This is a genomic window from Streptomyces sp. G-G2 (assembly GCF_030063135.1).
Lineage (GTDB): Bacteria > Actinomycetota > Actinomycetes > Streptomycetales > Streptomycetaceae > Streptomyces.
The window spans coordinates 24,877-47,275 of sequence record NZ_JASISO010000040.1; the positions used below are offsets into that span (position 1 = coordinate 24,877).

Sequence of the window (22,399 nt, forward strand, 5' to 3'; positions counted from 1 at the left end):
AGCGGACTCCAGAATCACCATCACCTTGATCCCGCATGCGGCTTGACCCCGTCACGAAGGCATACGTCGCCCGCAGAATCCGCGAGGGGAAGACCCCTTGAGGCGCACAGAGATGCCTCAAGCGAGTCATCTTCCGCTCGATCTTCAAGACCCTCGAACGGACTGACCGCACCAAAACCGGGAGCACCGAATAGCTTATTCAAGCCGCTCGACACGACATAGCAGCCTCGGGGGTGGCGCCGGAGCCCACACGACCTGACCGGTCGCGATGTGCCTGTGCGGACACCGACCCCATGGCATGGAGCCAGGACGCGAACCGGCGACGCCTCGTATCGGTGTCCACGTCGTGGCCGCAGCGGAGCGTCCGCAGACACGCAGCAGCCGACGAAGGGGTGCAAGTATGTGCGTATGAGGATTACTTCAGTGACCTTGCGCCGACGCGTGGACGACCTCGAAGCTGCGGTGCCCTTCTACGAGCAGCTCACCGGGGAGGCAGCCAACAGGTTCCAGTTCGCGGGCCTGGAACTGGCCGCTGTCGGCGCCTTCCTCCTCTTCACCGGTTCGGAAGAGGCGGCTGGGCGTTTCGCGGGTGTGGCCGCGACGTTGTCGGTGCCGGACCTGGACCAGGCCATATCGGGTGCCGTGGCGGCCGGCGCCACACTTGTCGCCGCCGCGATGCCCACGCCGAACGGGCACCGTGCCGTGCTGCGCCATCCGGACGGCGGCGTCTATGAGTACGTCAGCCGCTGAGGAAGGGCGGCGACCGCCTCGGGGCCAGCCGCGTCCCGCGGCATGACGCGAGGCACCGGCCGACCCCGACCACCTGTGCGGCACCGCACAGGCCGGGGGACGCGCAGCGGAACGGGCGCGGGCCGGGCGCGCGAACGGCCGACCGCCCTGCGTGTGCGTAGGGCGGTCGGCCGTCTGCGGTGCGCCCGGGGCGCTCCTGGTTACAGGTACCAGCTCTGGCCCGGGTAGGCAGGGTCGGGGGAGTGCCCCCACTGCTGGGCGGGTGCGCCATTGTCCTTGCTGGAGTTGCTGATCTCCAGGGTCTTGCCGCTGTTGACGTTGCTGATGTTCAGGCTGACGGTGCTGCCGGCCTGCGTGATCGTCCACTGCATGGTGGGGATGTCGTAGCAGGTGTACTGCTGCGCACGGGCCCCGTTGTCCTTGCTGGAGTTGAGGATCTCCAGGCACTTACCGCTGTTGACGTTGACGATCTGGTAGACGCCCGGGGTGGCGGTCGGCCGGTACTCCCACTGCGCGCCGCCCTGGGAGCCGCAGGTCCACTGCTGGGCGAGGGCGCCGTTGTCCTTGCTGGAGTCGGTGATCTCCAGGCACTTGCCGCTGTTCACGTTGCGGATCCGGCCGCCAGCGGGCACGGGTACGGGCGAGGGCCAGGCATTGGCGCCGTAGGCCAGGGCGCCCTGGCCGTTGCCCTTGTAGAAGTTGAAGCGCTGCTGGTTGTTCCACAGGCCGCCGAGGTCGGCCTTGCCATCGCCGTTGAAGTCACCCGACAACATGACGGACATGCCGTTCCAGCTGGTGTCGGGCCACATGGAGACCCCGTCGTCGAGGCCCCCCGCGGTGTTCCCGCTGTAGCGCCGCAGGGCGCCGTCGGCGGCGATGGCGACGACGTCGTCGCGGCCGTCATTGTTGAAATCACCGGTGGTGATCTTCTGTATGTTCAGCCAGGTGGCGTCCGGCCACATCTTGCGGCTCTGGCCATTGAGCACGCCGTCCGAACCGGTCAGGTACGCGTAGAGGGAGCCCTTGGAACTGCCGGAGCCCCAGACCGCGAGCAGCCCGTCACGCCCGGAGCCGTCCGCCTTGTAGCGGGTCAGCTGGAGCATGACGTTCCAGTTGGTGGTCTGGTCGCCCCACATGGACTTGGCCGAGGCCAGGGAGCCGTCCGGCTGACCGGTGTACAGGCGCAACGCGCCCGTGCTCCATACCGCGGCGATGTCGGTGATTCCGTCGCCGTTGAAGTCACCGCCGATGATCTTCGTAGCGCCACCCCAGCTGCCGTCGGACGTCCACAGAGCGCGGCCGTACTCGAAGGTGCCGTCGGGGCGGCCGGCGAAGGTGTGCAAGTTTCCGTCATCGGTGACGGCAGCGACATCGGTGCGCCCGTCCCGGTTGAAATCGCCGGTCGTCATCACACCGGTGACCTTGGGCACCAACGACGCCAGCCGCACTGCGGGCGTGGTCTTGCGGACCTGGTCGATCCAGGCCGCCACATCGTCCAAGCGCACGGCGACCGCGCCGGTACGGGTCTCGGCCGGAGCCGTTCCGAGGCAACCGCCCTGCCAGGAACGCGAGTTAACGGCCACCAGCTCCACCGCACCGCCCTGCTGCCGCAGGGCCGGCCCGCCGGTGTCACCCTTGCAGACCACCGTGTCACCGGACGCGTTCAGACCGAGCGCACCGCTGTCCGTGGAGGCCACGGTGAAGACCCCCGTGTGCGCCTTGTCCGGAACCCACTCCGTCTTCGTCCGCCCGAACCCCAGCGACGTCAGCTGCTCACCGGCCACCGGGGCGGTGGTGGCGACCTTGACCGGATCCACCCCGACGACCCGCCAGGCGAGCTTGACCATCACCAGGTCGCGGTCCGCGTGCGGCACCAGCTCCACTGCCTCGACCACGGTGCCCGTCGACTGCGTGAGATCGGTGCGGCCCACGGTCACCGTCGTCTTCAGCGCCGGCTTCCCGGCCGGGACCGGCGCAGCGCCGTCCCGGAAGCAGGACGCGGCGGTCATCACCCACTGGGCGTCGACCAGCGCGCCGGAACAGGAGGCCTTGTCACCGATGGTGACCTTCGCCGCGAAGCCGTAGCCGGTACCGGGGGCGTCGGTGCCCGCGAGGGCCGTGGCGGGGGCAATGGTGAGGAGTCCAGCTCCTACTGTCGTAGCGACCAGGGTGGCAGCCCACGCGGTGCGCGAACCATGTACGGACATGATGATCCTCTTGGTATGGGAAGGAGCGGAATCCGGTCGGACCACGGTGCGGACACACCCTCGAGCGCGTCAGGTGCGGATGGCTCCGCCGCCCGGGCCCGTGGGGCCTGCCGGGCGGAAGCAGCACGGCTCCTGCTCCTTCGAGAGGGCCGCGCCCGAGCGTGTACCGGTCCCCGCGGCGCCACGCGGCCCCGCGGGGAATGGAGTCCGGTGGGTCAGAGGGTGGCGGCGAGGGAGACCGGGCCCAGGGTTCCGGCGACGCCTTGGGTGTTGACCGAGGTGACCGGAGACCAGGTGCGGTCGGTGTGGCGGATGATGTGCAGGATCCGGTTGTCGCTGGTGGTGACGGCGAGCTGGAGTTCGCCGTCGACGGTGCCGGCGCCGATGGAGGTGGCCGTCAGGGTGCCGAGGCTGCTTTTGAGGTCACCGAAGGGCGCCCAGGTGCCGTTGGCGTAACGGACCGAGTGGTACTGGCGGGTGCCGTTGTCGGTGGCGATGACGAGGTGGGTGTCGCCGCCCGCACCCGCCATGCTCACCGAGCTGATGGGGCCGCTGGCGCCGGCGGCCTGTGCGACGTCCCCCCATGTGGTCCAGTGAGCGGTGGTCCGGCGAATGGTGTGGAAGGCCTTGCCGCCGCTGACGGCGACGACGTGGAGCTCGCCCCCGGAGCTGGCGGTGGCGACGGAGGTGACGGTGCCGATCGGGCCCGTTGCGGCGGCGACGTCACCGAAGGCGGTCCAGTTCCCGGTGGCGTTGCGCACGGTGTGGAACACCTTGCCGCCCGCGACCACCACGACGTGGAGGTCGGCGCCGATGGAGACGGTGGAGACCTGGGTGATGTTGGGGAGGGCGCCGGCTTCGGCGGAGAGGTCACCGAACGCGCCCCAACTGCCGTTCGCCTTACGCACCGTGTGCCGAAGGCGGCCGTCCGTACCCAGCGCCACCACGTGCGTGTCGCCGTTGATCCCGGCGGCGGCGGCTGTGCGCACGCCGCCGATGTTTCCGGCCTTGGACTGCACGTCTGTGAAACCGGTCCAGGATCCGTCGGCCAGGCGGATGCCCTGGTAGAGGCCGGTCCCCGCCCGCACGAGGGTTTCGGCCTTCCAGCCCGGCGTCAGGGCCCTCGCCTGCTGCACCCAGTCGTTGAGGTCGTCGATCCGTGCGGAGACGGCCCCGGTGCGGGTCTCGGTGGTGGCCGTACCCAGACACCCTCCCTGCCAGGAGCGGCTGTTGACGCCTATCAACTCGCCGGCCGCGTTCAGCAGTGGGCCGCCGGTGTCGCCCTTGCAGATGGCGTCCGTGCCCTTGCCGGTGATGGTCAGCGTGGTGGGGTCGGCGGCGTCGACGGTGAACATGCCGGTGTGCGCCTTGTCGGGCACCCACTCGGTCTTCGTACGGCCGAACCCGGCCGACGTGACGTCGGCGCCGACGGCCGGTGCCGCGACGCCGCGCTTGATGCCCGTGACCCCGGTGGCGGGGTCGGCGAGGCGGGCCAGGACCAGGTCTCGGTCCGTACGGGGCACGACCTCGACGACCTCGACGGCCTGGCCGCTGCTGAGGGTGGCGGTGCTCTTCAGCGCGGGCTTCCCGGCGGGGACCTGCGCACCGGGCGTGGTGGCGAAACAACTGGCGGCGGTGGCGATCCACCACTGGTCGACCAGCGTCGCGGTACAGGCGCGGGAGTGGGCTTCGTCGCCGATGTTCAGCTTCGCGACGTTCACAAGCTGCCCGGTGGCGGCCTCGGGACCAGTCATCGCCAGGGCGGGAACGGACGGGATCAGACCTGCCGAAACCGCGGTGGCGGAGACCAGGAGGCCAGCCATCCGTGCCGAGCGCAGACGGAGTGCAGACATGCGTCTTCCTTCAGTTGATCAAGTGCGTAGGAAATCGATCGAGGGTGCTGCCGAAAGGTGCGTCTTCGGTCGCGCACGTCGTACGCCCCGGCGGATTCGGTCGGGGTCTTTCGCCTCGATCGCGCGTCGCCGGACTGCGGGCGATGTGGATTCCGGTGAATCCGCGAAGCCGTTACCGGGAAGACTTCCGTCGGCCGGATCTGATTCAGCGTGCGGGAACAGGATTCGGGGACTTCGCGAACGGAAGTCACCGGTCCTGCCACTGCTACTTGGAAGACCTGATTTCCATGAGCATGAAGTCACGCCCCTGCTCGTCCGCGCTCTCACCGACCGGAGTCCAGGTGCCCTTGTTCACGTCGAACGTCTTGGACTCCGCGCCCACGGACATGTCGACCCGGGTGGCGTACGAGTTCCCCTTGATGCTGAAGACCGAAGGAATTTCCAGGGTCAGATATCCTTGGTTGCCCGTGATACGGAAGCAGATTTTGTCGTTCGTACGGGACCAGACCTCGAGCAGATCGCTCGCGCTCGCGCAGTCGGCGAGAAGGATATGGCCGTCACCGCGCTTCAGCGTGATGTGCTGTTCCGCGAGAACCTTGTCCGCGTTCGGGTACCCGAAGTCCTCTACGGCGTAACCGGGACCCTCTTCGGCAACCGCCTTCATACCGGAACCACTTGCGGTGACGGCCGTCCCGCCCGTCACGCCGCTCGCGATCGCGACCCATGCCAGGGCGCCCGCGCCCACGGCCGCGCCAACGGAGCGCACAATTGCCTTGCTTACCTTCATCGCTGTCCTAGTCGTCGGTTCCGGGAGTGAGTCCCGCAACGTGTGCCAACGCGGAGGTGAAGGCCATGAATGACCAATGGGGAATGCGCTCGAACGCGAGCTCATCACCCCTGGAAGTCCCCCACTCCCAGCAAGATCGTAACTACGTGCCCAGTTTTCCGTAACCCCCCGTAAAGAAAAGGGAGATGGCGGATGGCGGGAAGTGTGCAGTCCCGCAGGGCCCTCCGTATAGAAACATCTGCCTCGATGCTCGTCCATCCATATATTGGTGACAAAATAGGGCAAGTCGGCCACCTGGTACGTGACGTGCACCACGTTTGCCCGCGCCTCTCGCTGTTTCGGAATAGTGAATTCCACACCTTGCCTGCGGAAGGTTTCATTCCAGGTTTTGACGAGGATCGTGCGGCGTCTGCCGATTCGAGGTGACGGGTGTTCAACCCGCTCTTTGACGCATAGGGTCGTGGCGCGTGCCCATCACTTCCCCCCGATTTCCTTACAGGCCGGGGAGCATGGGCGCAGCCAAAACAACTCGCTGTCTGGCGATGCCGTCACGCGCGCGCCGCACACCAGGCACTGATCCCTAAGGACCGTTTTGGACACCATGTATTGGAGCAGGCGGCGCATCCTCGGCGCCGTCGCGGCAACCACGGCCGCCATCACCACCTCCAGCCTCGTGCTCAACCCAGCGGCCGCGTGGGCCGCCGCGCCGCCGGCGGACGACAACGGTGACCCCTTCCTGCTGCCGGACACCGACCGGGCCAAGGTCGTCAAGGCGTGGCTGCTGGGTGGCAAAGCCGTTCGTGCGTCAGCGGCAGCGGCGCTGACCGGATCCGACGCGGAGGTACAGAACTTCCTCGCCGTGAAACTGCCGTCGGACACGGCCATGGACAACCGGGTCGCGATCATCACCTCCCTGGTACGGGGCGGCAAGGGCAGCCGGCGCGAAGCCGTCGCTGCGATCAACGGCGGTGACTCCACCATCGCCGCCTACCTGGGGGGCGGCTTCAAGGGCGCCATCGCCGAAGACCTGCGGGTCGCCACCGCCACGGTGATGGCCAGTGGCGGCAAGGCCGTGAACCGCGTCGGCAACGCCGCCCTGAACGACGGCTCCCAGGCCGCGTTGGAGACGTTCCTCACCGACGGGCAGTACGCGGCCCGCGAGGAGGACATGCGCGTCGAGACCTCCAAGCTGATGATGCAGGCAGGTCCGGAGGTGCAGAAGTACGCCTCCCGGGCGCTCTCCGGCTCCGCAGCCGACGTCGAATGGTTCCTTGAGACCGGCCAGTACATCGCCCGGGCCCGCGACCAGGAGGCTTCGAAGATCCAGGAACTCGTGGCGGTCGTCCAGCGCGAAGGCAAGAAGGCCGATGCGATGACGAAACAAGCCGTGGAGGCCGGCGCCCGGGCCGTCGAGGCGGCGTCGAAGGCCAAGGAAGCGGCGGAGAACGCCGCGGCCGAGGCCCAGGCAGCCCAGAACGACGTGGCCAAGGCCGGTAAGGCGGCCCGCAACGCCGGAGAGGCGGCGAAGGGCGCGGCCGACTCCGCTCGGGTCGCCATGAGCGCGTCCAACGCCGCTGTTCAGGCCTCGCGCCGGGCCGCCTACGCGGCCGCTGCCGCGAGTCAGGCCGCGGCCAGCGCGGGCTCCGCTGCCGCCCGGGCGTACGGCGCTGCCATCGCCGCCTCCAAGGACGCCTCTCAGGCAGCCGCCTGCAAGGACGCCGCCGTCGCCGCTCGCACCGCCGCGGCCCAGGCACGCAGTGCCGCTACGGCCGCCGACTTCGCCGCCGGTGCGGCGTCCCAGGCCGCGGGGGCCGGGGACGCCGCCGCCTCGGCAGCACGCAACGCTTCGGCCGCCGCGAACGCTTCGGCCGCCGCGGCCAGTGCCGCGGGCGCGGCCCAGGCCGAGGCCGCGGAGGCCAAGCGGCAAGCGCAGATCGCCGGCGCCAACGCCCAGATCGCCACCAACGCCGCTGGTACCGCCCAGGTGTTGGCCAACGCCGCGGCGACCGCCGCGCGGACCGCGCGCGATGCCGCGAACAGCGCGGCCGACCACGCCGAGAAGTCGGCTGCCGCCGCCGACTGGGCCGTCCAGTACGCCGGCCAGGCGGTGGAGTACGCGAAGAAGTCCACCGAGTTCGCCAACGAAGCCACCAAGGCCGCGAACACCGCCACCGACGCCGTCATTCAGGCGGTCGCGGTGGAGAAGAGCGCGCGCGAGGCCGAATGGCAGCGCCTGGACCAGGACATGAAGCAGGCGATCGAGGAGACCCGCCTGCTGGCGCAGGCCGAAGTGCAGGAGAAGGCCGACTACGCCAAACGGCGCACCCAGGCCGAGCAGGCCGAGCAGGCCACCAAGGACTTCGTGACCCAGGCCGAGTCCGCCCTCAGGACGGGTGACCTGGGGGGTGCGGCCACGCTCGGACGCAAGGCGGCCATTGCCCTGATGGCCTCCAAGGGATCCTGGTCGCAGGAGGCGGCCCGGTTCGCGCTGGCGGGCACGGACTCGGACGTACACGTCTGGATCGACACCGACCGGCGGATCGCGCAGCGCCAGGACGACCGGGAGACCAGTCTCTACCTCGCCAAGACCTGCGCTCCGGACATCGCCTCCGCCGCGACCACGGCACTGGCGAGCAGCGCCCCGGACGCCGCGACGGACTTCCTCAGCACCGGAGTGATCCAGGCCGCCGCGATGGACAACCGTGTCGCGGTCAACCGGGTCCTGGCCAACAACCCCGGCCGTGCGGTGACGAAGGCGGCGAACGACGCACTCAACGCCGGAACCCCCGGCGCCCTCTACGAATTCCTCGGCAGCACGTACGAGGCGGCGCAGCAGGAGGACGACACCGTCGCCACCGCGACCCTGCTCAGCACCGGGGGACCGTACACCAAGTCCCACGCGCAGGCCGCGATGGAGGGTCCGGCATGGATGCGCCGCAACTTCATCGCCTCGGTCCAGCACAAGACCGCGCAGCTGGACTACGACTCGGCCACCCACATCGCCGCGATGCAGGGAGCGATCGCCGCGGCCGCGAAGATCGCGCACAAGGCTCAGGAGGACGCGGCCCGCGCTCAGGAGGCGGCTGCCAAGGCCCGCAATGCCGCCAACGAGGCGCTGGACTGGGCGAACAAGGCCACCCAGTCGGCCTCGAACGCGGCCACCTCCGCGCGGGACGCGGATACGCTCGCGAGCAACGCCGAGAAGTCGGCCGCGTCCGCTCAGGCTTCGGCCGACAAGGCGAAGCAGGCGGCCGCCACGGCCCGGACCGCCGCGCGTTCGGCCAACTACTCGGCCAACCGCGCGGTGGACGCCGCTTTCAACGCGGTCGCCTCCGCCAACGCCGCCCAGGCGTCCGCCGCCTCCGCCCACTCCTCCGCGGTGCAGGCCGGCCAGGACGCGAAGACCGCAGCGACGGCGGCGAGCCAGGCCCACCAGATCGCCCTGGACAAGCGGACGGCCGAAGTCGCGGCCGCGGCCAAGAAGGCTGCCGAGGAAGCGAAGGCGGCCAAGGGCGCCGGGCTGAACCCGGCCGACAAGCCGGAGAACGACAGCGTCAAGGGCGGCCTTCCCTGGTGGAAGGAGGACGCGCGGTGGATGGCGGACGCGACGAACGCCCTCAGCATCATGTTCGGATTCGCCTCCGCCTTCACCGGCCTGGCCGGCCTGGGCATCGGGATGTTCTTCCCGCCCGCGGTCCCGTTCATCGAGGGTCTCGCGACCGGCTTCGGCTACACCTCCATGGCCTTCTCCGGGCTCAGTACGCTGTTCACCGGGATCGGCTACGGGTGGACGAGCAGCCAGTTCAAGTCCTCCCTCGCGAGCACCGCCCTGGGTGTCCTCACCTTCGGCCAGTCCAAGTGGATCGGTGCTGTGGGCGCCGGGACCGTCGCCACGAAAATCACGCAGTTCGGGCACGACCTCGTATCGCCGGTCACCAGCCTGCTGTCCCTCTTCTGACGGGACACGGCGCACAAGTGCTGCACGGGCCGACGGCAGAGCTGCCGTCGGCCCGTGCACGGGCACGGCCGGCCACCGGCCGGTGGCCCGTCCGTGGGTCCGTGGGTCCGTGGGCCCGTGGGAGCATGTGCTCAAATGAACCCATGGCGGATACGCGCACGGCCCTGGGACCGCTGGAACGTGTGAACGGCACCTGGGTAGTTGGCGACCCCGGCCGACCCGGTGGCTCCTGGATCGAGTTCCGCGCCGAGGGGCTGTACCGGCACGGGCGCGGCGGGGACGGCGAGTCGATCCCGTGGTCGAGGATCATGCTCGGGGTCGGGGTGGTCATCGGGCGCGGCCACCCGAATCACGGGCAGTACTCGCTGCTGGGCATGCTCGGCAACCTCCCCGGCCCCTTCAACGGGCGCGGCGGTGGCCATCTCGATATGACGCTCCGTCACCCCTACGAGGACCGCAAGCTGACCTTTGCCCGGCATGCGCATGCCTACCGTCTCTTCGACACGGTGCTGCTGCAGGAACTGCTGTCGCAGGTCGTCGCCGCCGGTGAGGCGCAGCGGCTCGGTGACCCCGACTGGCTGGGACAGGTGGTCGGCCGCCTGGGACTGCTGACGCCCTGGCCGAAGGGCTCGGGACTCAGCGAAGCGCTGGAAAGGGCCTGGCGGGTCTGACGCGTGCCGCGCCGCCCCCTCGACCTCCGTGAACCGCCACCTCACCGACGCACACTCCCGAGGGCCGCCCCGTCGCCGGACTACTCGGCAGGGCACTGTCCCGGGCGGTGCCCCGTGTGATCGTCACCGACAAGCTGCGCTCCTACGGCGCCGCCCACCGCGAGGTCGTGCCCTCCGTCGAGCACCGCTCCCACACGAGCCTGAACAACCGGGCCGAGAACTCCCACCAGCCGACGAGGCAGCGTGAACGCGCCGTGAAGGGCTGGGTCACGCAGGATCCGGGGCAACGGTTCCCCCTGCGACCGGGCCGGCCCGGCGAACGTGATCGGGACCGCCCTCGCCACCGTCCCGGACGGGGCGGGCCCGCCCCGTCCCGTCCGGGACGGCGACTCGGCGGGACCGCGCGCTCACGCCCCCACGTGCAAGTGCGCGGCCCATACGGACGGCTGGTCCGGGAAGCGGGCAGGCAGTGCGATTGCGGCGGATCTCTCTGCTGATGGTGGAAGGGCTGCGGATGCGGGTCGGGCAGGTCGCCGTACCGTTCGGGATCTGCGCCGAGCCCAGCAACGTCAAAGCCGGCGGACATGCCTGCCCGTTCCGGTTCCGGTGCCTGGGCACCCGCCGCCGCAGGCGCGTGCTGGCCGCGCTCGACGTCCTGACCCGCGACGGCCAGCCGATCAGCGTCTCCGCCGTAGCCCGCCCGGCCGGTGTCCACCGCAGCCTGAACTACCGCCGCGGCGACGTCCACGCAGCGGTGGTAGCCCAGGCCGCCCAACCGCTCGACAACACCACCGGACCGCAGGTCACCCGGAACTCCCTGCTGAGCGATCTGGCCAACCTCGCCGAACGCAACACCCGCCCTTGCGGGACACGTCGCTCGCCTCGAACAACGCCTGTCCGAAGCTTCGGCCAGGACGCCTGGCGCGCCAGTGGCCTCGGTGCTCCCACCGACACAGACACCCTCAAGCGGAAGATCGACCACCTTGAGCAACAGGTCGTCGAGCTCCGCGACCAGCTCTCCGAACGCGAAGAAGACCTCCAGGCATCCCGAGCCACCAACCGAGAGCGGATGACCCAGCTGAACAGCATCCCTCACCGGTCCCGGTGACCCGGTTGATCAGGCCCTGCGAGGCCTTCCAGGCGATATCTCGCGTGCGCAGAGTGCAGGAGGTGTCGTACCGTAGATGAGTCCCTGCGTCGGATTTCGGCGGCAGTGTTCGGACTCCCTGATCCACGACCTTGAGGTGAGCTTGTATCCCCAGGCCAAGTAGCCGTCCGCGTTTCCCCGCGTTCTGATTCTTCGAACGTGTACGGGGGCGGACGTCGCACTGGCCTGAGTTGCTTCACCCACCCCCGCAGTTTCCTGTCGTTTTCCGGGTGCAGCTCTGCCGTCTGCCCCGGGTTTCGTGTTGTCCGGCCCCGGCGCGGCTGACGGCGAGCTCCCCGATTCCTTGAATCAGGAGGTCCACCGTGGCTTCCCCCGCGCTCGACAACGAGCCGCAGCACACCACCGACCCCTCGTCGGCCCAGGCCGGCAGTTCCTCCAGGATGGCCCTGGCCGCCAAGATCGCCCTCGTGGTGGTCCTGGTGGCCGAGCTGATGGACGTCCTGGACCAGTCGGTCGTCCTCACCGCCGTCCCCACCCTCCAGCAGTCGCTCGGCGCCTCACCGGCCGCCGTGCAGTGGCTGACCGCCGGCTACGCACTGACCCTCGCCGTCGGGCTCATCACCGGCGGCAGGCTCGGCGACACCTACGGGCGGCGCAAGATCTTCCTCATCGGCACCGCCGTGTTCACCCTCGCGTCACTGCTGTGCGGGCTCGCCACCAGTACGGGCATGCTCATCGCGGCCCGCGTCCTCCAGGGCGGCGGAGCGGCGGTGATGATCCCGCAGATCCTGGCGACCCTCCACGTCACCTTCGACGCCGCTGACGCCAAGCACCGCAGCAGGGCCTTCACCCTCTACGGGGCGGTCCTGTCCGTCGGCGCCGTTCTGGGTCCGGTCCTGGGCGGCGTGCTCACCGAGGCGGACCTTCTCGGACTGGGCTGGCGGCCGATCTTCCTGATCAACCTGCCCATCGGCCTCGCCGTAGTCATTCTCGGACGGCACTTCATCACCGAGTCCACCGCACCCAAGGCAGAGCGCCTCGACCTCACCGGCATGCTGCTGTCCGCGCTCGCCGTGGTCCTGATCGTCTTCCCGCTCACCGAGGGCCACACCCAGCACCGGCCGCTCTGGTCGATCGCCATGCTCGCCGGAGGTCTCCTCGTCCTTGGCATCTTCCTGCGCCACCAACGCGGGAAGGACACCCCGCTCGTCGTCCTGTCCCTCTTCCAGAACAAGGCGTTCTCCGGCGGCCTGTCCGCGCAGCTCCTCATGGGGCTGCTGTCCGGGATGTTCTTCATGACCTGGACGCTGTACCTGCAGCGCGGCCTGGGCATGAGCCCGCTCCAGGCAGCCGTGGCCTTCGTGCTGATCGCATGCGGTGAGGTGGCCGGCGCAGTCATCGCGATGAAGACCACCGGGCGCTACGGGCGCCGCGTGCCACAGACCGGAGCCCTGTTCGCTGTCGCCTCGATGACGCTCTACGGAATCCAGATCAGCAGCCGCCAGGCCGGCCTGACCCTCCTCGCGATGACGGCCCCCCTCCTGCTCCTCGGCCTCGCCTTCGGCACGCTCGGCGGACCGCTCGCCGACATGTCCCTGGCCAAGGTCCCCCACGAGAACGCCGGATCGGCCTCTGGCCTGTTCAACACCGCGGTCAATTTCGGCATCGCCCTCGGTACCGCGCTGACCGCCCTGGTGTTCTTCTCCACCACGGGCGGCTCGCCCGACGCCGCAGTCAACCGCGACGCGTTCACCGGCGTGCTCTGGTGGGTCGGCAGCGCCTTCGCGCTGATGTGGGCCCTGATGTTCAGCCTGCCCAAGCGCGCGGACAGCCAGGCCGACTGATCCACCCCGGTGCCCGCGCCCCGCTCCCCGCATCGCGCCGGCCGCCGTTGTCAACGACACCTGTCGCACACGACGGCGGTCAGCACCAAACTGCTGACCAGTGCAAACGTCAGCCAGTCAGCCGATGCCTCCGTCCTGCGCCAACAGAAGCTACGTGTCCCAGGCACACACCCCAGCCCCGCCGCGGGCTCACGCCGTCCCTCGGCCTGCTGGTCGGTCTGCCTGATCACGTGGGCCGCGAGGTTGTGACCGACGGAGAGAACCGCCCACACCGCCCCGAAGGTCGCCAGGGTCGCGACCTGCTCAATGGAGGTCATCGGGCACCTCCTGCCGCCGCCAGGAGACCGTGGTCCAGAAATCACCGCATGGACGTCCCCGAGCTGCTGGAAGCCGCCTCCCTGCTGGTCCCCGCAGAGATCGCCACCGAGAACGACATCACGATCAACGACGTCTGGGACTACCTCGCCCACGACGAGTGGGAGGTGGCCCTTGGACTCCTGGAGGAACTCGGTGACGTCCGCCCGCTTCCGCTCGACTTCTGGGAAAGCCTCGCCGCGGCCGCCGGGCAGATGCGGCTGGAGAAAAGCGCAGCCTGGTGCCATTGGCGCTGCTACGAATCCCGCACGCCTGTGGGTCGAGTTCACCCACGCCCTGGGGCCCGGCGAGCGTTCCTCGGTGCGACGTGCCCCCTCGACCCCTCGCAGTGGCGACACCTCCAGCCCGGCCAGACGACCACGATGCACGAAGACCGGACCATCGGTGGCACGGCTGTCGTCCTGGAAGTCCAGGGGCCTACGGCCACGCCCGCACCATAGAACCTGCCGCCCCTGGCTCCTGCCGTTGGTGCAGAGAAAGCCGAGCTGGAACGCCCCGTTGATTCCGAAGTCGGCCAGCGTGGAGAAGCCGCCCTTGCCGGTCTTGGTGGCGGTCTTCTCCAGCAGGCCGTTGCCCGGCACGCGGCGGTCCGCGGCGTAGTGCGTGCCTGCCGAGGACACGGCGAGCGCGGCCGCGGCGGCGGCCGGGTGGACCCGGATGCCGCGTGCGCGGGCGTCGGCCCCGGCGACGATCGCCTCAACGGCGCGGGCACACCGCCACGCTGTACCTGTTGTCGTCCTCGCTCAGGTAGACAGCCTCGTTTTCGAGAATCATGGTGGGGATCTCGGTACCGGGGGGCTGCACAGTGACCGTTCCACTGTCGATGGCGAGGGCGACCGGCGCCGAGGCGTCACCACCGTCAGTATGTCCGTAGGCGGTGCCATCCTTGTCGACGGACGTGAAGACGACCCCCTTGTCAGTGGCCGTGTCGCCCTTACAACGTCCCTGGCCAGTGGCGAGGTCGAAAGCCAGGATGCCGTATACGAGATAGCGATGGTCCGCCGAGAACACGGGGCGGACGTCTTCGGGTTTGGAGCCGCGCGGGCTGCCGGCGGCACAAGTCGTCGACGCTTTCACTTTGCCGGTGGACATGTCATGCACTGCCCACACGCGGGCGTCGCTGTCCCTGCCGTCCTTCCCCATCGCCGGCCAGCCGGCGATTATCCGGTCGTCGATCACCGTGAGGGTCTGTGACATCTCTCCGTACCCGCCCGGAGCCTCGGCGCCCTGGGGGACGTTAGAGGGGCTGTACCAGGCACCGGGTACCCAAAAATCGTTTCCGCCACCCCGAACCAGCGGACCGCTCGAGGTGACGCCGGCGCTGGCGTTACCGTGACCGCACAGCCTGCAGGCCTCGGCGTCGGGGGGCTTCCCCACATCGTCAGTGGAGTACGACGTGATCTTCCCCGTCGTCACGTCCACGGCTGTCACGGCTTGATGATCGCCGAAATAGGCCAGCAGGGCACCCTGAGCGGACGGAAGCGCGACGGGTTCCTGTGCCGGGATGTCGATGGTTCGTAGGGGGGCAGCCGTGCTGCCTGCAGCATCCGTCGGATAGACCGCGATGCGGATGGTCGGTGTGCCTTTGGTCAGTGTGCCATCGCCGGGGTTTCCGCTGATCGACAGTGCGACGTAGTCCTTCCCGCCGGCGGTGACGATCTCCGGGCGAGGCAGCTCGTTGCGGACGGAATCGAATGGCCACCACGGCGTCGTGGACCAGCGTGCCGCGCCGGTAGCGAGGTCTTTGGCCGTCAGTACGTATCCGTCTGGCACCTTGGTGACTGTCACTACCAGGGCGGCGGTGGGTGCGACAGCAACGTGAGTGTCGGAACTGGCTGGCTGTGTCCAGCCCTTGGTCCCGTCGAACGCCGATGGAACCGACAGTCGGAGCCCGGTGGTAGCTGTGCTTGGATGCTTAGACGGGGACTGTGTGTCCTGGGGTATATCGGTGCCCGAGCCTCCACCCCCGCAAGCCCCGAGCACGCTCACTAATGCCACGACGGCCGCAGCTCTGATTGCCCTGCGCATCGCACCACCCCCTCCTACGCAATGAGATGTTCAGTGTAGAGGTCGAGGCCAGGTTTGTCGGCGATACTCCGAGGCCGCCTGGATGACGTAGGCGCCAGACAGATGCGCCTGCAGACTCTCGAAGAAGGGCACCAGGCTGACTCCGCCCCGGTGCGCGACACCTGTCGCGCACTCCATACGGAACGAAGCACTTTCCCAGAGCCGGGAAAATGTGGGGCCCTCTCACCACATACGCTCCTCGAACCCGAGAGTAGGGCAGTGCTGTACGCACGTACCGGCGTCGGCGCGTGCCGTGGCCGACCTGATCGACCGTAGGACGTCAGTTGTCGGCGCAGATCACGTCGTAGGGCCTTCCGATGGCGATGGTCAACTGCATGGGCTCGCTGGTGCCGTCGGGGCACTCGCTCTTGTCCTTGACGAGGCCGAGCACCTTGTAGGTGTCCGTGCCACCCGTGGCGCAGGGAACCTCCGCGGCCTGCGAGGTGATGCAGTCACCCTTCACCAGCTGGCCGCCGCCCGCGCCCGCGTCACCGGGGTGGTCACCGGACAGATTGCGGCCGCACACCGTGTTCGTGGGGATGCCGCCGCCCTTCTTGCTCCCGCCGTAGGAGATGCTCACCTGGATCATCAGGTCAGTGCCGGCCGGGCACTGGATGGTGCCGGGGATGATGCTGGCGTCCTTGATGTCGATCGCCTTGAAGCTGGCGCCGGACTCGCCGCAGCGCTGGGGCCGGTACCCGTCGGGCTTGTTGTCGGGGTCGGGCCCGCCGCAGTCGCCGACCTTCCACGAACTGGATGTGTCCGAGGAGGACTCGGAGGAGCCCGGGTCACCGGTGGAGGGCTTGACGGACGGCGGGGCCGACGTGGTGGCGGAGGATGACGCCGAGGGCTTCTTGTCGTCGCCGAGCCAGTTCGAGAGGCCGTAGATCCCCCCGACGATCAGGACGAGGACCAGGAAACCGACGGGGCCTGCGCCCAAGCGACGCCTGGGGGCGGGCGGCGGTGACACCTCGTACGGGTTGGCCATGCGCTTCTCCTATGAGGTGGGTGGGGACGGGGACACGGGGACAGTGACGCGTCATGAACACCTCATGGTTCCACGTTTGTCGGCCCTCCCCGACGCACTCCCACCCGCCCTCCGCGGACCAACCGCATTGCTGAGCAGGAGGATGTCCGCCCCCGCGGGAACACGCCCGCGGAGGAAACGCATGTCATGCCGTCAGACCAGCCGCGCTGGGCGGCCTTGAGTCCGGCCTCGAACCGGATGGTGGCGTGCAGGCGTTCCATCAGCCCGGCCATCTGGCGGCGTACTGTGCGCAGCGAAACCTGTTGAGTGACGCTGAAGATGTGCATGAAGGTGACGTGCTGGTTGTCGATGGGATGTGACGAAACGACCCCGGCGGCCGTCAGGCCGCCGGGGTCGTCGTGAACACGGTGTCGGCTTCGTGGTCACTCTGTCGCGTGTGTCTCGGTGATGGCGGCGCGGGTGGATGATTCGTCGACGATGCCTTTCTCCTCGGTGAAGGCGGTGATGAGGGACTGCCAGGCGATGTTGTTGACCGAGCGGGGCAGGCCGCGGCTGGTGAGGTGGATGAGTTCGACGGCGTCGTCGGAGAACAGGATGTCCTGGCGTCCGGCGATCGTGAGGTGGTGCTTGATGTAGCTGGCGGTCTCCTCCTTCGTCATCGTGGGCATCTGGTAGCTGATCGAGATCCGCTGGTCCAGGGCTGCCAGGACGCCGTGTTTCATCCGTTTGCGCAGGGTGGGCTGGCCGATCAGCAACACCGCGAACGGTGTCGTGGAGTCCATGTCGTAGTTGGTGAGCATGCGGATCTCGTCCAGCTCTTGGTGGTCGAGGAGGTGCGACTCGTCGATCACGACGGCTGGGGTCCGGCCCCGTTCGTCGACCTCCGCGGCCAGTGCGGCGGATGCCTGGGTGGCGAGAGCGGCCAGGTGGAACTTGGGGGTCCCGCCCAGGCTGGTGACGATGCGGTCGTAGAGGCCGCGCATGCCGACCTCGGGGTTGGGCTGGTAGATGACCGTGAAACGGGCGGGGTCGAGGGAGGCGACTGCGCCCTTGAGGGCGACTGTTTTGCCGGAGCCGACTTCGCCGGTGACCACGCCGATCGCCCGGTTGTTGATGCACCACGCGATGCGGGCGGCGGCTTCCCGGTGGGAGTGGTGCTGGTGGAGCATGGACGGGGCCAGGTTGCGGCCGAAGGGGACACGGGTGAACCCGAAATACCCTTGAACACGGTCGATCATCGCCGTCCCCGCCCGTCGTCCATCAGGGACGAGTAGTTGATGCCCTTGGCGGTGTTCGCCGTGTGCGTTTCGTCGAGGATCTTCAGGTAGTCGATTCCAGTCGGCGGGGCCGGCTCCGGCGGTGTCTCCGGCCTCGCTTTCGGATGGGTGTGACGGCCGATCCGATGCGGGAGGGCTTTGCCCGCCGTCTTCCCCGCCGCCCTCACCTCGATCTCGGTCAGGTCGAACGGGTCGAAGACCAGCTCCACCTTCATCCCGGCCAGCATCGGATCGACCTCGTAGCTGTTGCCGTGCAGGCTGACCGTCGCGGTCTTCGTCACGGTCCGGAACTCCGACCACAGAAACGCCTCCCGAGGATCAGCGGGGCTGGGCAGCGGCAGCGGCCGGGGAATCGAACCCAGCCACCGTTCGATCGGAGGCTGCCCCGTCTCCGAGTGCACCGTGCGGTGATAGACCGTCTCCACCCACGCGGTGAAAAGCCTGTTCAGCTCGGTGAGATGCTCAATTTGGCCGACACGTTCGTCATCGAGCTCGACCAGGAACTGATCACGGACGGTGCGGAAGAAGCGTTCGATCTTCCCCCTGCCCTGAGGCCGTCCGGGTTTGGAATGGGTGAGGCGGACGGCCAGGGACGCGCACGCCCGCAAGAGCCACGAGTCCACGAAGGCACTCCCGTTGTCAACGTAGATCGACTCTGGGACCCCGCGGGCAGACAGCGCCGGCCGCAGGGCGGCGGCCAGGCGCACGGTGTCCTCGGCGAACCCGAACCGATGACCCACGATCGCCCGGCTGTGGTCATCGATGAACGCGAACAAGTACGTCTTCCGGCCGCTGATCCTCGGTCCGTGGAGGGCGTCCCCGGTCCACAACTCGTTGCCGCGGGTGGCCTCGAACCTGCCGAACACGCTGGTCCGGCCGCCCTCGTTGGTGCCGGTGAGGCCGGCGCCGGCGAAGTGCCGCTGCAGGGTCCGGTCGGTCGGCGACCAGCCCTGTGTCGTCCGCAGGATCCGCTGGATCTGCGCGGCCGTGCGGGCCGGGTTCTCCTCAGCGCGGCCGCCAGGTCCAGAACTTCCACCGGGGTCCGCGGGGTGACCTGCCTCGGGGCGGGCACCAGGGCGGGAAACCCGCCCGCGCGGTAGTGCCGGACCCAGCGGTCCAGCGTCCCGCGGGCGACCTTCACCTGCCGGCCGAACGGGTCGGTGTGCTCTTTCTCTGCCAGTTCGCGGGCGAGTTTCCCGCGCTGGCGTGTCGTGAGCTTCGTGTCGATCAGGTCCTGGATCAGGCCGTAACGGAACAGGCCCACCTGCCGGGCCCGCTCCGCCCGGCGACGGTCCTCGTCCTCACTTGGTGACATAGGCAACCCACCTCGCGTCTCGAACAGAGCCCGCCGCTCATTCGGCGGACACGATCAAGACTCCCGGCACCTCCCGATCCCGCCCAGGGGCGGCCCGTGTTGATCAAATAGCGACAGAAGACGAGGTCAGGACCCTGCCGCCTATCGCCCGGCCGGCGAACTCCCACCGCGACACCGTGAGCATCTGCGGCCACCTGGTCACAGCTGCCTGATGGGTGGCCGCGACCGCCGAGACGGCGTCGGCGAGCGTCGACGGCGTCGCATCCGGCAATACCGGGTCATCGGCGAGCGCGACCAGAGCGACGGTGAAATGGCGGCGGATGTCCTCGGCCCGCCCGGCGAACGCCCGCAGCCAGCCACGGACCGTGCCCTCGGCCAGGCCCAGACGGGCGGCGACCTGGCGGTGCCCCATGCCCAACGCGGCTATCTCCAGCCCGGCCCCGATCACCTTGGCTGCATCCGCCCGCCGCGGCCAGAGTGCCTCCGGCAGAAGCACGTGCGTGACGCCGCAGCCCGAACAACGCGTACGGCGTGGCCGCAGAAGCAACCGGGCCCCAAGATCACCGCGGATCACCCGGGGCCGGCCATGCCCCCATGGGGCCAGGACCGCCTCGCATGACGGACACGTCAGCCGACCGTCCCGAAGCTGCCGTTCCACCAGCAGCACGTCCGAGTCCACGATCAGCACCGACAGCCTCCGCGGCCCAAGATGTGCTCGGCTCCGAGCACGGACGAAGTACCGCCAGCCTGCCCAAACGCAAAAGGATCATGTTGCTCAAGGCGTCGTTCGTGACAAGCGTAGGAGGTCAGTGAAGGCTCGAGATCCTTGCTCTGGCACGCTGTCCCGGTGGACGCTCTCATCGGCACTCAGGTACCTCGTCAGCGACTGACTGATCCGGCCTCGGCGATCGTGGCTTTGGAACAGGCTCTCCCCGGCCTCGCCCTCCACCGACGTACGGCCTCAGCCGGCATCGACTGGGCTCGGGCCGAGGAATTTCTGAACACGGAACTGCCTTCCGACTACAAGCTGCTTGCCAACAGCTACCCGTCCTTGGTCTTCGGTGACTTCTTTTGCCTCGGCTTCCCGAACCCCGGGCAGGAGAGGGCATGGGCAGAGGACCCTGAAGATCTTGAGATCCTCGCCGAGTGGTGTGCGGATGCAGAACTGTCCATTCCGCTGCGTCCCTTTCCTGCCCCTGGGGGCCTGCTGCCCTGGGCCACGTCCAACCAGGGGGACTACTTCCTCTGGAGCACAACAGGGTCTGGTCCTGACGACTGGACTGTCACCGTGGCCTCACGCAATGGCGGCTGGTGGCACTACACGGGAGGCGCGGTTCAGTTCCTCGCGGACCTGATCAGCGGACATTTGGAACTGTGGGAGTTGCCGTCGGTACGGCCACAAGTCGAAGCCTTCTGAACGAACAGCGGCCCTACGACTTGCTCGTGCTCACCGTGTCGTCGCACACGAAGAGCCAGACAGGACCCGTACACGACCAAAGCACCTGTGCAATGGGAGTGTCGCTGTCACCCCTCCTCATCACCACGCTGAGAGTCGTCTAACACGGCAGCTTGCGGTCCGCGCCGAGCGGTACGGCGGTCTCCCAGACCTGCTCGAACAGAGTGGTCAGCGAGGCGACGATGTTCGGCGCCGTTGTACACAGCGGGCCGCGGAGGGAGTTGGCCGGGTCGATCGGGACGATGGCCGTCGTACGGTCGAACACCAGCAGCCGCGGTGGCAGCATGGGACTGGTGCGCACCTGGCCGCCGCGTTCGGTGGTCCATTGGGCGTAGGCGAGTGTGGGCGGGTCGTTGCGGACGCTGTCCTGGTAGACCGCCCGCAGTTCGACGCCGTGGGCCAAGGCCCTGTTCGTCCAGCGATCGCGAGGCGTCCAGGCTGGCCTGCGACTGGGCGCCGCCAGGGATGATCGCGAGGCATTCTTCGTCGAGATCGTGGGTCAGGATCTCCAGCCGTGCCTGGATGGCGTCGATCCCCACCAGGCGCTCGGTGCCGTCGGTCTTCGTGTTCGGCTGCAGGTGGGCGTATTCGGCGATGGCTTGTGCGGCCGCGGCCTTGCTCGTGGTCAACTACTGCTGGCGCCGTGCCAGATCCGCCTCCTGGCGGCGCAGGATCAGCTCCAGGCCCACCTCGGGGCTGACGGCCCGCAACCCGCCGGAGCTCTCGCGAGAGGAGGTCAGGAGGTTCAGGTCGACGAGCCGGTCCAGCGCGTCCCGTACGCGGGCTTCCGGCAGGGCGAGGCGAGCGCCCAACTCGGCTAGCCCCCAGGACGGTTCATACAGCATCGCCCGGTACACGGACTCCAGGTCCCGTCGAGCCCCAATGCTTCCAGCATGTCCAGCCCCCCAGCTGTTCCGTATGGACGGGCAGGTCAGGCCGCCCACAGGTGACCTTAAACCCTCCGCTGGCCAGCCGTGCCTGGCGGCATCGGGCTGCCATGCGCCAGGGGCGGACCTGAGAGAACGTCAGGCGCCGTACTGAGGGCGCAAGACAACGCTTATCGGACCGACGGGGCGCATGGGCCTGCGTCGTCGGCGTTCCCCGGCGGCTCCGCCGGTTCTGGCAGGCATTCCGTGAGAGGCGGACCGGCGGGGCGTGCGGTGGCCTCGGATCGGTTCCTCGGCCGGGCGGCGATTACCTCTCGGGTCATCGCGCCGCCCCAACACCCTCAGCTACGGTCACGGTCATCGCTCGCCCCCGGAACGAAGGAGCCCCGTGATGCCCGCTTACGGCTGTGCTCATCTCCGCAGCCGCCGGAATCACTCCGACGTCCTCGAGTACCTGGAGCGCATCCAGGCAACCCTCGACCCCTTCGCGGGCCGCTCAGTCATCCACGGTCCGCCGGCCGAAGTCGTCGAGGGCACGTGGCCTGGCAGCATGGTGCTGATCGAGTTCCCCAACCTGCCTGATGCCCGTGCTTGGTACGACTCCCCGGCCTACCGGACCATCCTGCACCTGCGTACCGACCAGGTTAAAGGCGACTGCTGCTGATCGAAGGGTCGGGCCGGACTACCACCCGGCCGAACGAGCCCACACGCTGCGAACAGTGGCCGACCGGGCGAACCGGTCGACGTAGCCTCATGCGGGGGAGCGGTTCGCGTGCGGCTCCGCGCCCGCGTCCGGCCTGGCTGCCACCGGCATCCCGACAGCCGGCCCGGGATCCTGGGCACCGCGGCCGGTAAA

At 68.8% G+C, this 22,399-nt stretch carries 19 protein-coding genes and 3 pseudogenes; 9 read left to right on the forward strand and 13 right to left on the reverse strand.

From position 1 onward, the window contains the following. The first annotated feature begins 441 nt into the window (after nucleotides 1–441). A complete protein-coding gene (locus QMF80_RS27605; RefSeq protein WP_349372245.1) occupies nucleotides 442–750 on the forward strand; it encodes a VOC family protein in 309 nt (102 codons plus the stop codon). Between the two features lie 200 nt (nucleotides 751–950). On the opposite strand, the gene QMF80_RS27610 is transcribed toward QMF80_RS27605, so the two are convergent. From QMF80_RS27610 to QMF80_RS27620, 3 genes are all read right to left on the reverse strand, one after another. Further along, the gene (locus QMF80_RS27610) at nucleotides 951–2,957 is read right to left on the reverse strand and encodes an RICIN domain-containing protein (protein WP_283458034.1); all 2,007 of its coding nucleotides are present in this window, start codon (nucleotides 2,955–2,957) and stop codon (nucleotides 951–953) included. A gap of 215 nt (nucleotides 2,958–3,172) precedes the next feature. Continuing rightward, nucleotides 3,173–4,810, reverse strand: a complete 1,638-nt coding sequence (locus QMF80_RS27615) for a trypsin-like serine protease (RefSeq protein WP_283458036.1) — start codon at nucleotides 4,808–4,810, stop codon at nucleotides 3,173–3,175. Between the two features lie 265 nt (nucleotides 4,811–5,075). Next, a complete protein-coding gene (locus QMF80_RS27620) occupies nucleotides 5,076–5,597 on the reverse strand; it encodes a hypothetical protein (protein ID WP_283458038.1) in 522 nt (173 codons plus the stop codon). A 601-nt stretch (nucleotides 5,598–6,198) separates the two neighbouring features. On the opposite strand from QMF80_RS27620, the gene QMF80_RS27625 reads away from it, so the two are divergent. From QMF80_RS27625 to QMF80_RS27645, 5 genes and pseudogenes are all read left to right on the forward strand, one after another. Next, a complete protein-coding gene (locus QMF80_RS27625) occupies nucleotides 6,199–9,555 on the forward strand; it encodes an ALF repeat-containing protein (protein ID WP_283458127.1) in 3,357 nt (1,118 codons plus the stop codon). Nucleotides 9,556–9,698: 143 nt separating this feature from the next. Then, complete coding sequence (locus QMF80_RS27630) at nucleotides 9,699–10,226, forward strand: hypothetical protein (protein WP_283458041.1); 528 nt, start codon at nucleotides 9,699–9,701, stop codon at nucleotides 10,224–10,226. An 80-nt stretch (nucleotides 10,227–10,306) separates the two neighbouring features. After that, nucleotides 10,307–10,723: pseudogene (locus tag QMF80_RS38415) on the forward strand (DDE-type integrase/transposase/recombinase); the annotation flags it as partial. Continuing rightward, entirely contained in the window at nucleotides 10,702–11,334 is a 633-nt protein-coding gene (locus tag QMF80_RS27640; protein ID WP_283458043.1) for a hypothetical protein, read from the forward strand. The pseudogene QMF80_RS38415 and the gene QMF80_RS27640, both read left to right, overlap by 22 nt. A 362-nt stretch (nucleotides 11,335–11,696) precedes the next feature. Continuing rightward, the gene (locus QMF80_RS27645; RefSeq protein ID WP_283458045.1) at nucleotides 11,697–13,178 is read left to right on the forward strand and encodes an MFS transporter; all 1,482 of its coding nucleotides are present in this window, start codon (nucleotides 11,697–11,699) and stop codon (nucleotides 13,176–13,178) included. 50 nt (nucleotides 13,179–13,228) lie between these two features. On the opposite strand, the gene QMF80_RS27650 is transcribed toward QMF80_RS27645, so the two are convergent. Then, complete coding sequence (locus tag QMF80_RS27650) at nucleotides 13,229–13,495, reverse strand: hypothetical protein (RefSeq protein ID WP_283458047.1); 267 nt, start codon at nucleotides 13,493–13,495, stop codon at nucleotides 13,229–13,231. A 48-nt stretch (nucleotides 13,496–13,543) separates the two neighbouring features. Between QMF80_RS27650 and QMF80_RS27655 the strand changes: the two genes are divergently transcribed. Beyond that, nucleotides 13,544–13,993 (forward strand): hypothetical protein, encoded by a 450-nt coding sequence (locus QMF80_RS27655; protein ID WP_283458049.1) that lies wholly within the window; start codon nucleotides 13,544–13,546, stop codon nucleotides 13,991–13,993. A 256-nt stretch (nucleotides 13,994–14,249) separates the two neighbouring features. Here the strand turns inward: QMF80_RS27655 and QMF80_RS27660 are convergent, their stop codons facing one another. The 7 genes and pseudogenes from QMF80_RS27660 to QMF80_RS27685 form a co-directional block, all read right to left on the reverse strand. Then, on the reverse strand, nucleotides 14,250–15,341 hold the full coding sequence (locus QMF80_RS27660; protein ID WP_283458051.1) for a hypothetical protein: 1,092 nt from the start codon (nucleotides 15,339–15,341) through the stop codon (nucleotides 14,250–14,252). Nucleotides 15,342–15,900: 559 nt separating this feature from the next. Next, nucleotides 15,901–16,608: a hypothetical protein gene (locus QMF80_RS27665; protein WP_283458053.1), complete on the reverse strand. Its 708-nt coding sequence runs from the start codon at nucleotides 16,606–16,608 to the stop codon at nucleotides 15,901–15,903. A 197-nt stretch (nucleotides 16,609–16,805) separates the two neighbouring features. Beyond that, nucleotides 16,806–16,907 (reverse strand): annotated as a pseudogene (locus QMF80_RS38420) (LuxR family transcriptional regulator); the annotation flags it as partial. 123 nt (nucleotides 16,908–17,030) lie between these two features. Further along, complete coding sequence (locus QMF80_RS27675; protein WP_283458054.1) at nucleotides 17,031–17,846, reverse strand: ExeA family protein; 816 nt, start codon at nucleotides 17,844–17,846, stop codon at nucleotides 17,031–17,033. Beyond that, nucleotides 17,843–18,751 carry a DDE-type integrase/transposase/recombinase gene (locus tag QMF80_RS27680; protein WP_283458056.1) on the reverse strand — a complete coding sequence of 303 codons (909 nt, stop codon included), beginning with the start codon at nucleotides 18,749–18,751 and terminating at the stop codon, nucleotides 17,843–17,845. The genes QMF80_RS27675 and QMF80_RS27680 overlap by 4 nt, the downstream gene beginning before the upstream one ends. Before the next feature lie 251 nt (nucleotides 18,752–19,002). Continuing rightward, nucleotides 19,003–19,200 (reverse strand): annotated as a pseudogene (locus QMF80_RS38125) (DDE-type integrase/transposase/recombinase); the annotation flags it as partial. Nucleotides 19,201–19,303: 103 nt separating this feature from the next. Then, entirely contained in the window at nucleotides 19,304–19,888 is a 585-nt protein-coding gene (locus QMF80_RS27685) for a DUF6431 domain-containing protein (RefSeq protein ID WP_283458058.1), read from the reverse strand. A gap of 159 nt (nucleotides 19,889–20,047) precedes the next feature. On the opposite strand from QMF80_RS27685, the gene QMF80_RS27690 reads away from it, so the two are divergent. After that, on the forward strand, nucleotides 20,048–20,617 hold the full coding sequence (locus QMF80_RS27690) for an SMI1/KNR4 family protein (protein ID WP_283458061.1): 570 nt from the start codon (nucleotides 20,048–20,050) through the stop codon (nucleotides 20,615–20,617). A gap of 139 nt (nucleotides 20,618–20,756) precedes the next feature. Here QMF80_RS27690 and QMF80_RS27695 read toward each other — a convergent pair whose 3' ends face one another. Together QMF80_RS27695 and QMF80_RS27700 are read right to left on the reverse strand one after the other, a co-directional pair. After that, nucleotides 20,757–21,059: a hypothetical protein gene (locus tag QMF80_RS27695; protein ID WP_283458063.1), complete on the reverse strand. Its 303-nt coding sequence runs from the start codon at nucleotides 21,057–21,059 to the stop codon at nucleotides 20,757–20,759. A gap of 226 nt (nucleotides 21,060–21,285) precedes the next feature. Continuing rightward, nucleotides 21,286–21,501, reverse strand: coding sequence for a hypothetical protein (locus QMF80_RS27700; protein ID WP_283458065.1), 216 nt, complete (start codon nucleotides 21,499–21,501; stop codon nucleotides 21,286–21,288). Nucleotides 21,502–21,934: 433 nt separating this feature from the next. Here QMF80_RS27700 and QMF80_RS27705 point away from each other — a divergent pair, with 433 nt between their 5' ends. Next, entirely contained in the window at nucleotides 21,935–22,207 is a 273-nt protein-coding gene (locus QMF80_RS27705; protein WP_283458067.1) for a DUF1330 domain-containing protein, read from the forward strand. Nucleotides 22,208–22,399: the final 192 nt, after the last annotated feature.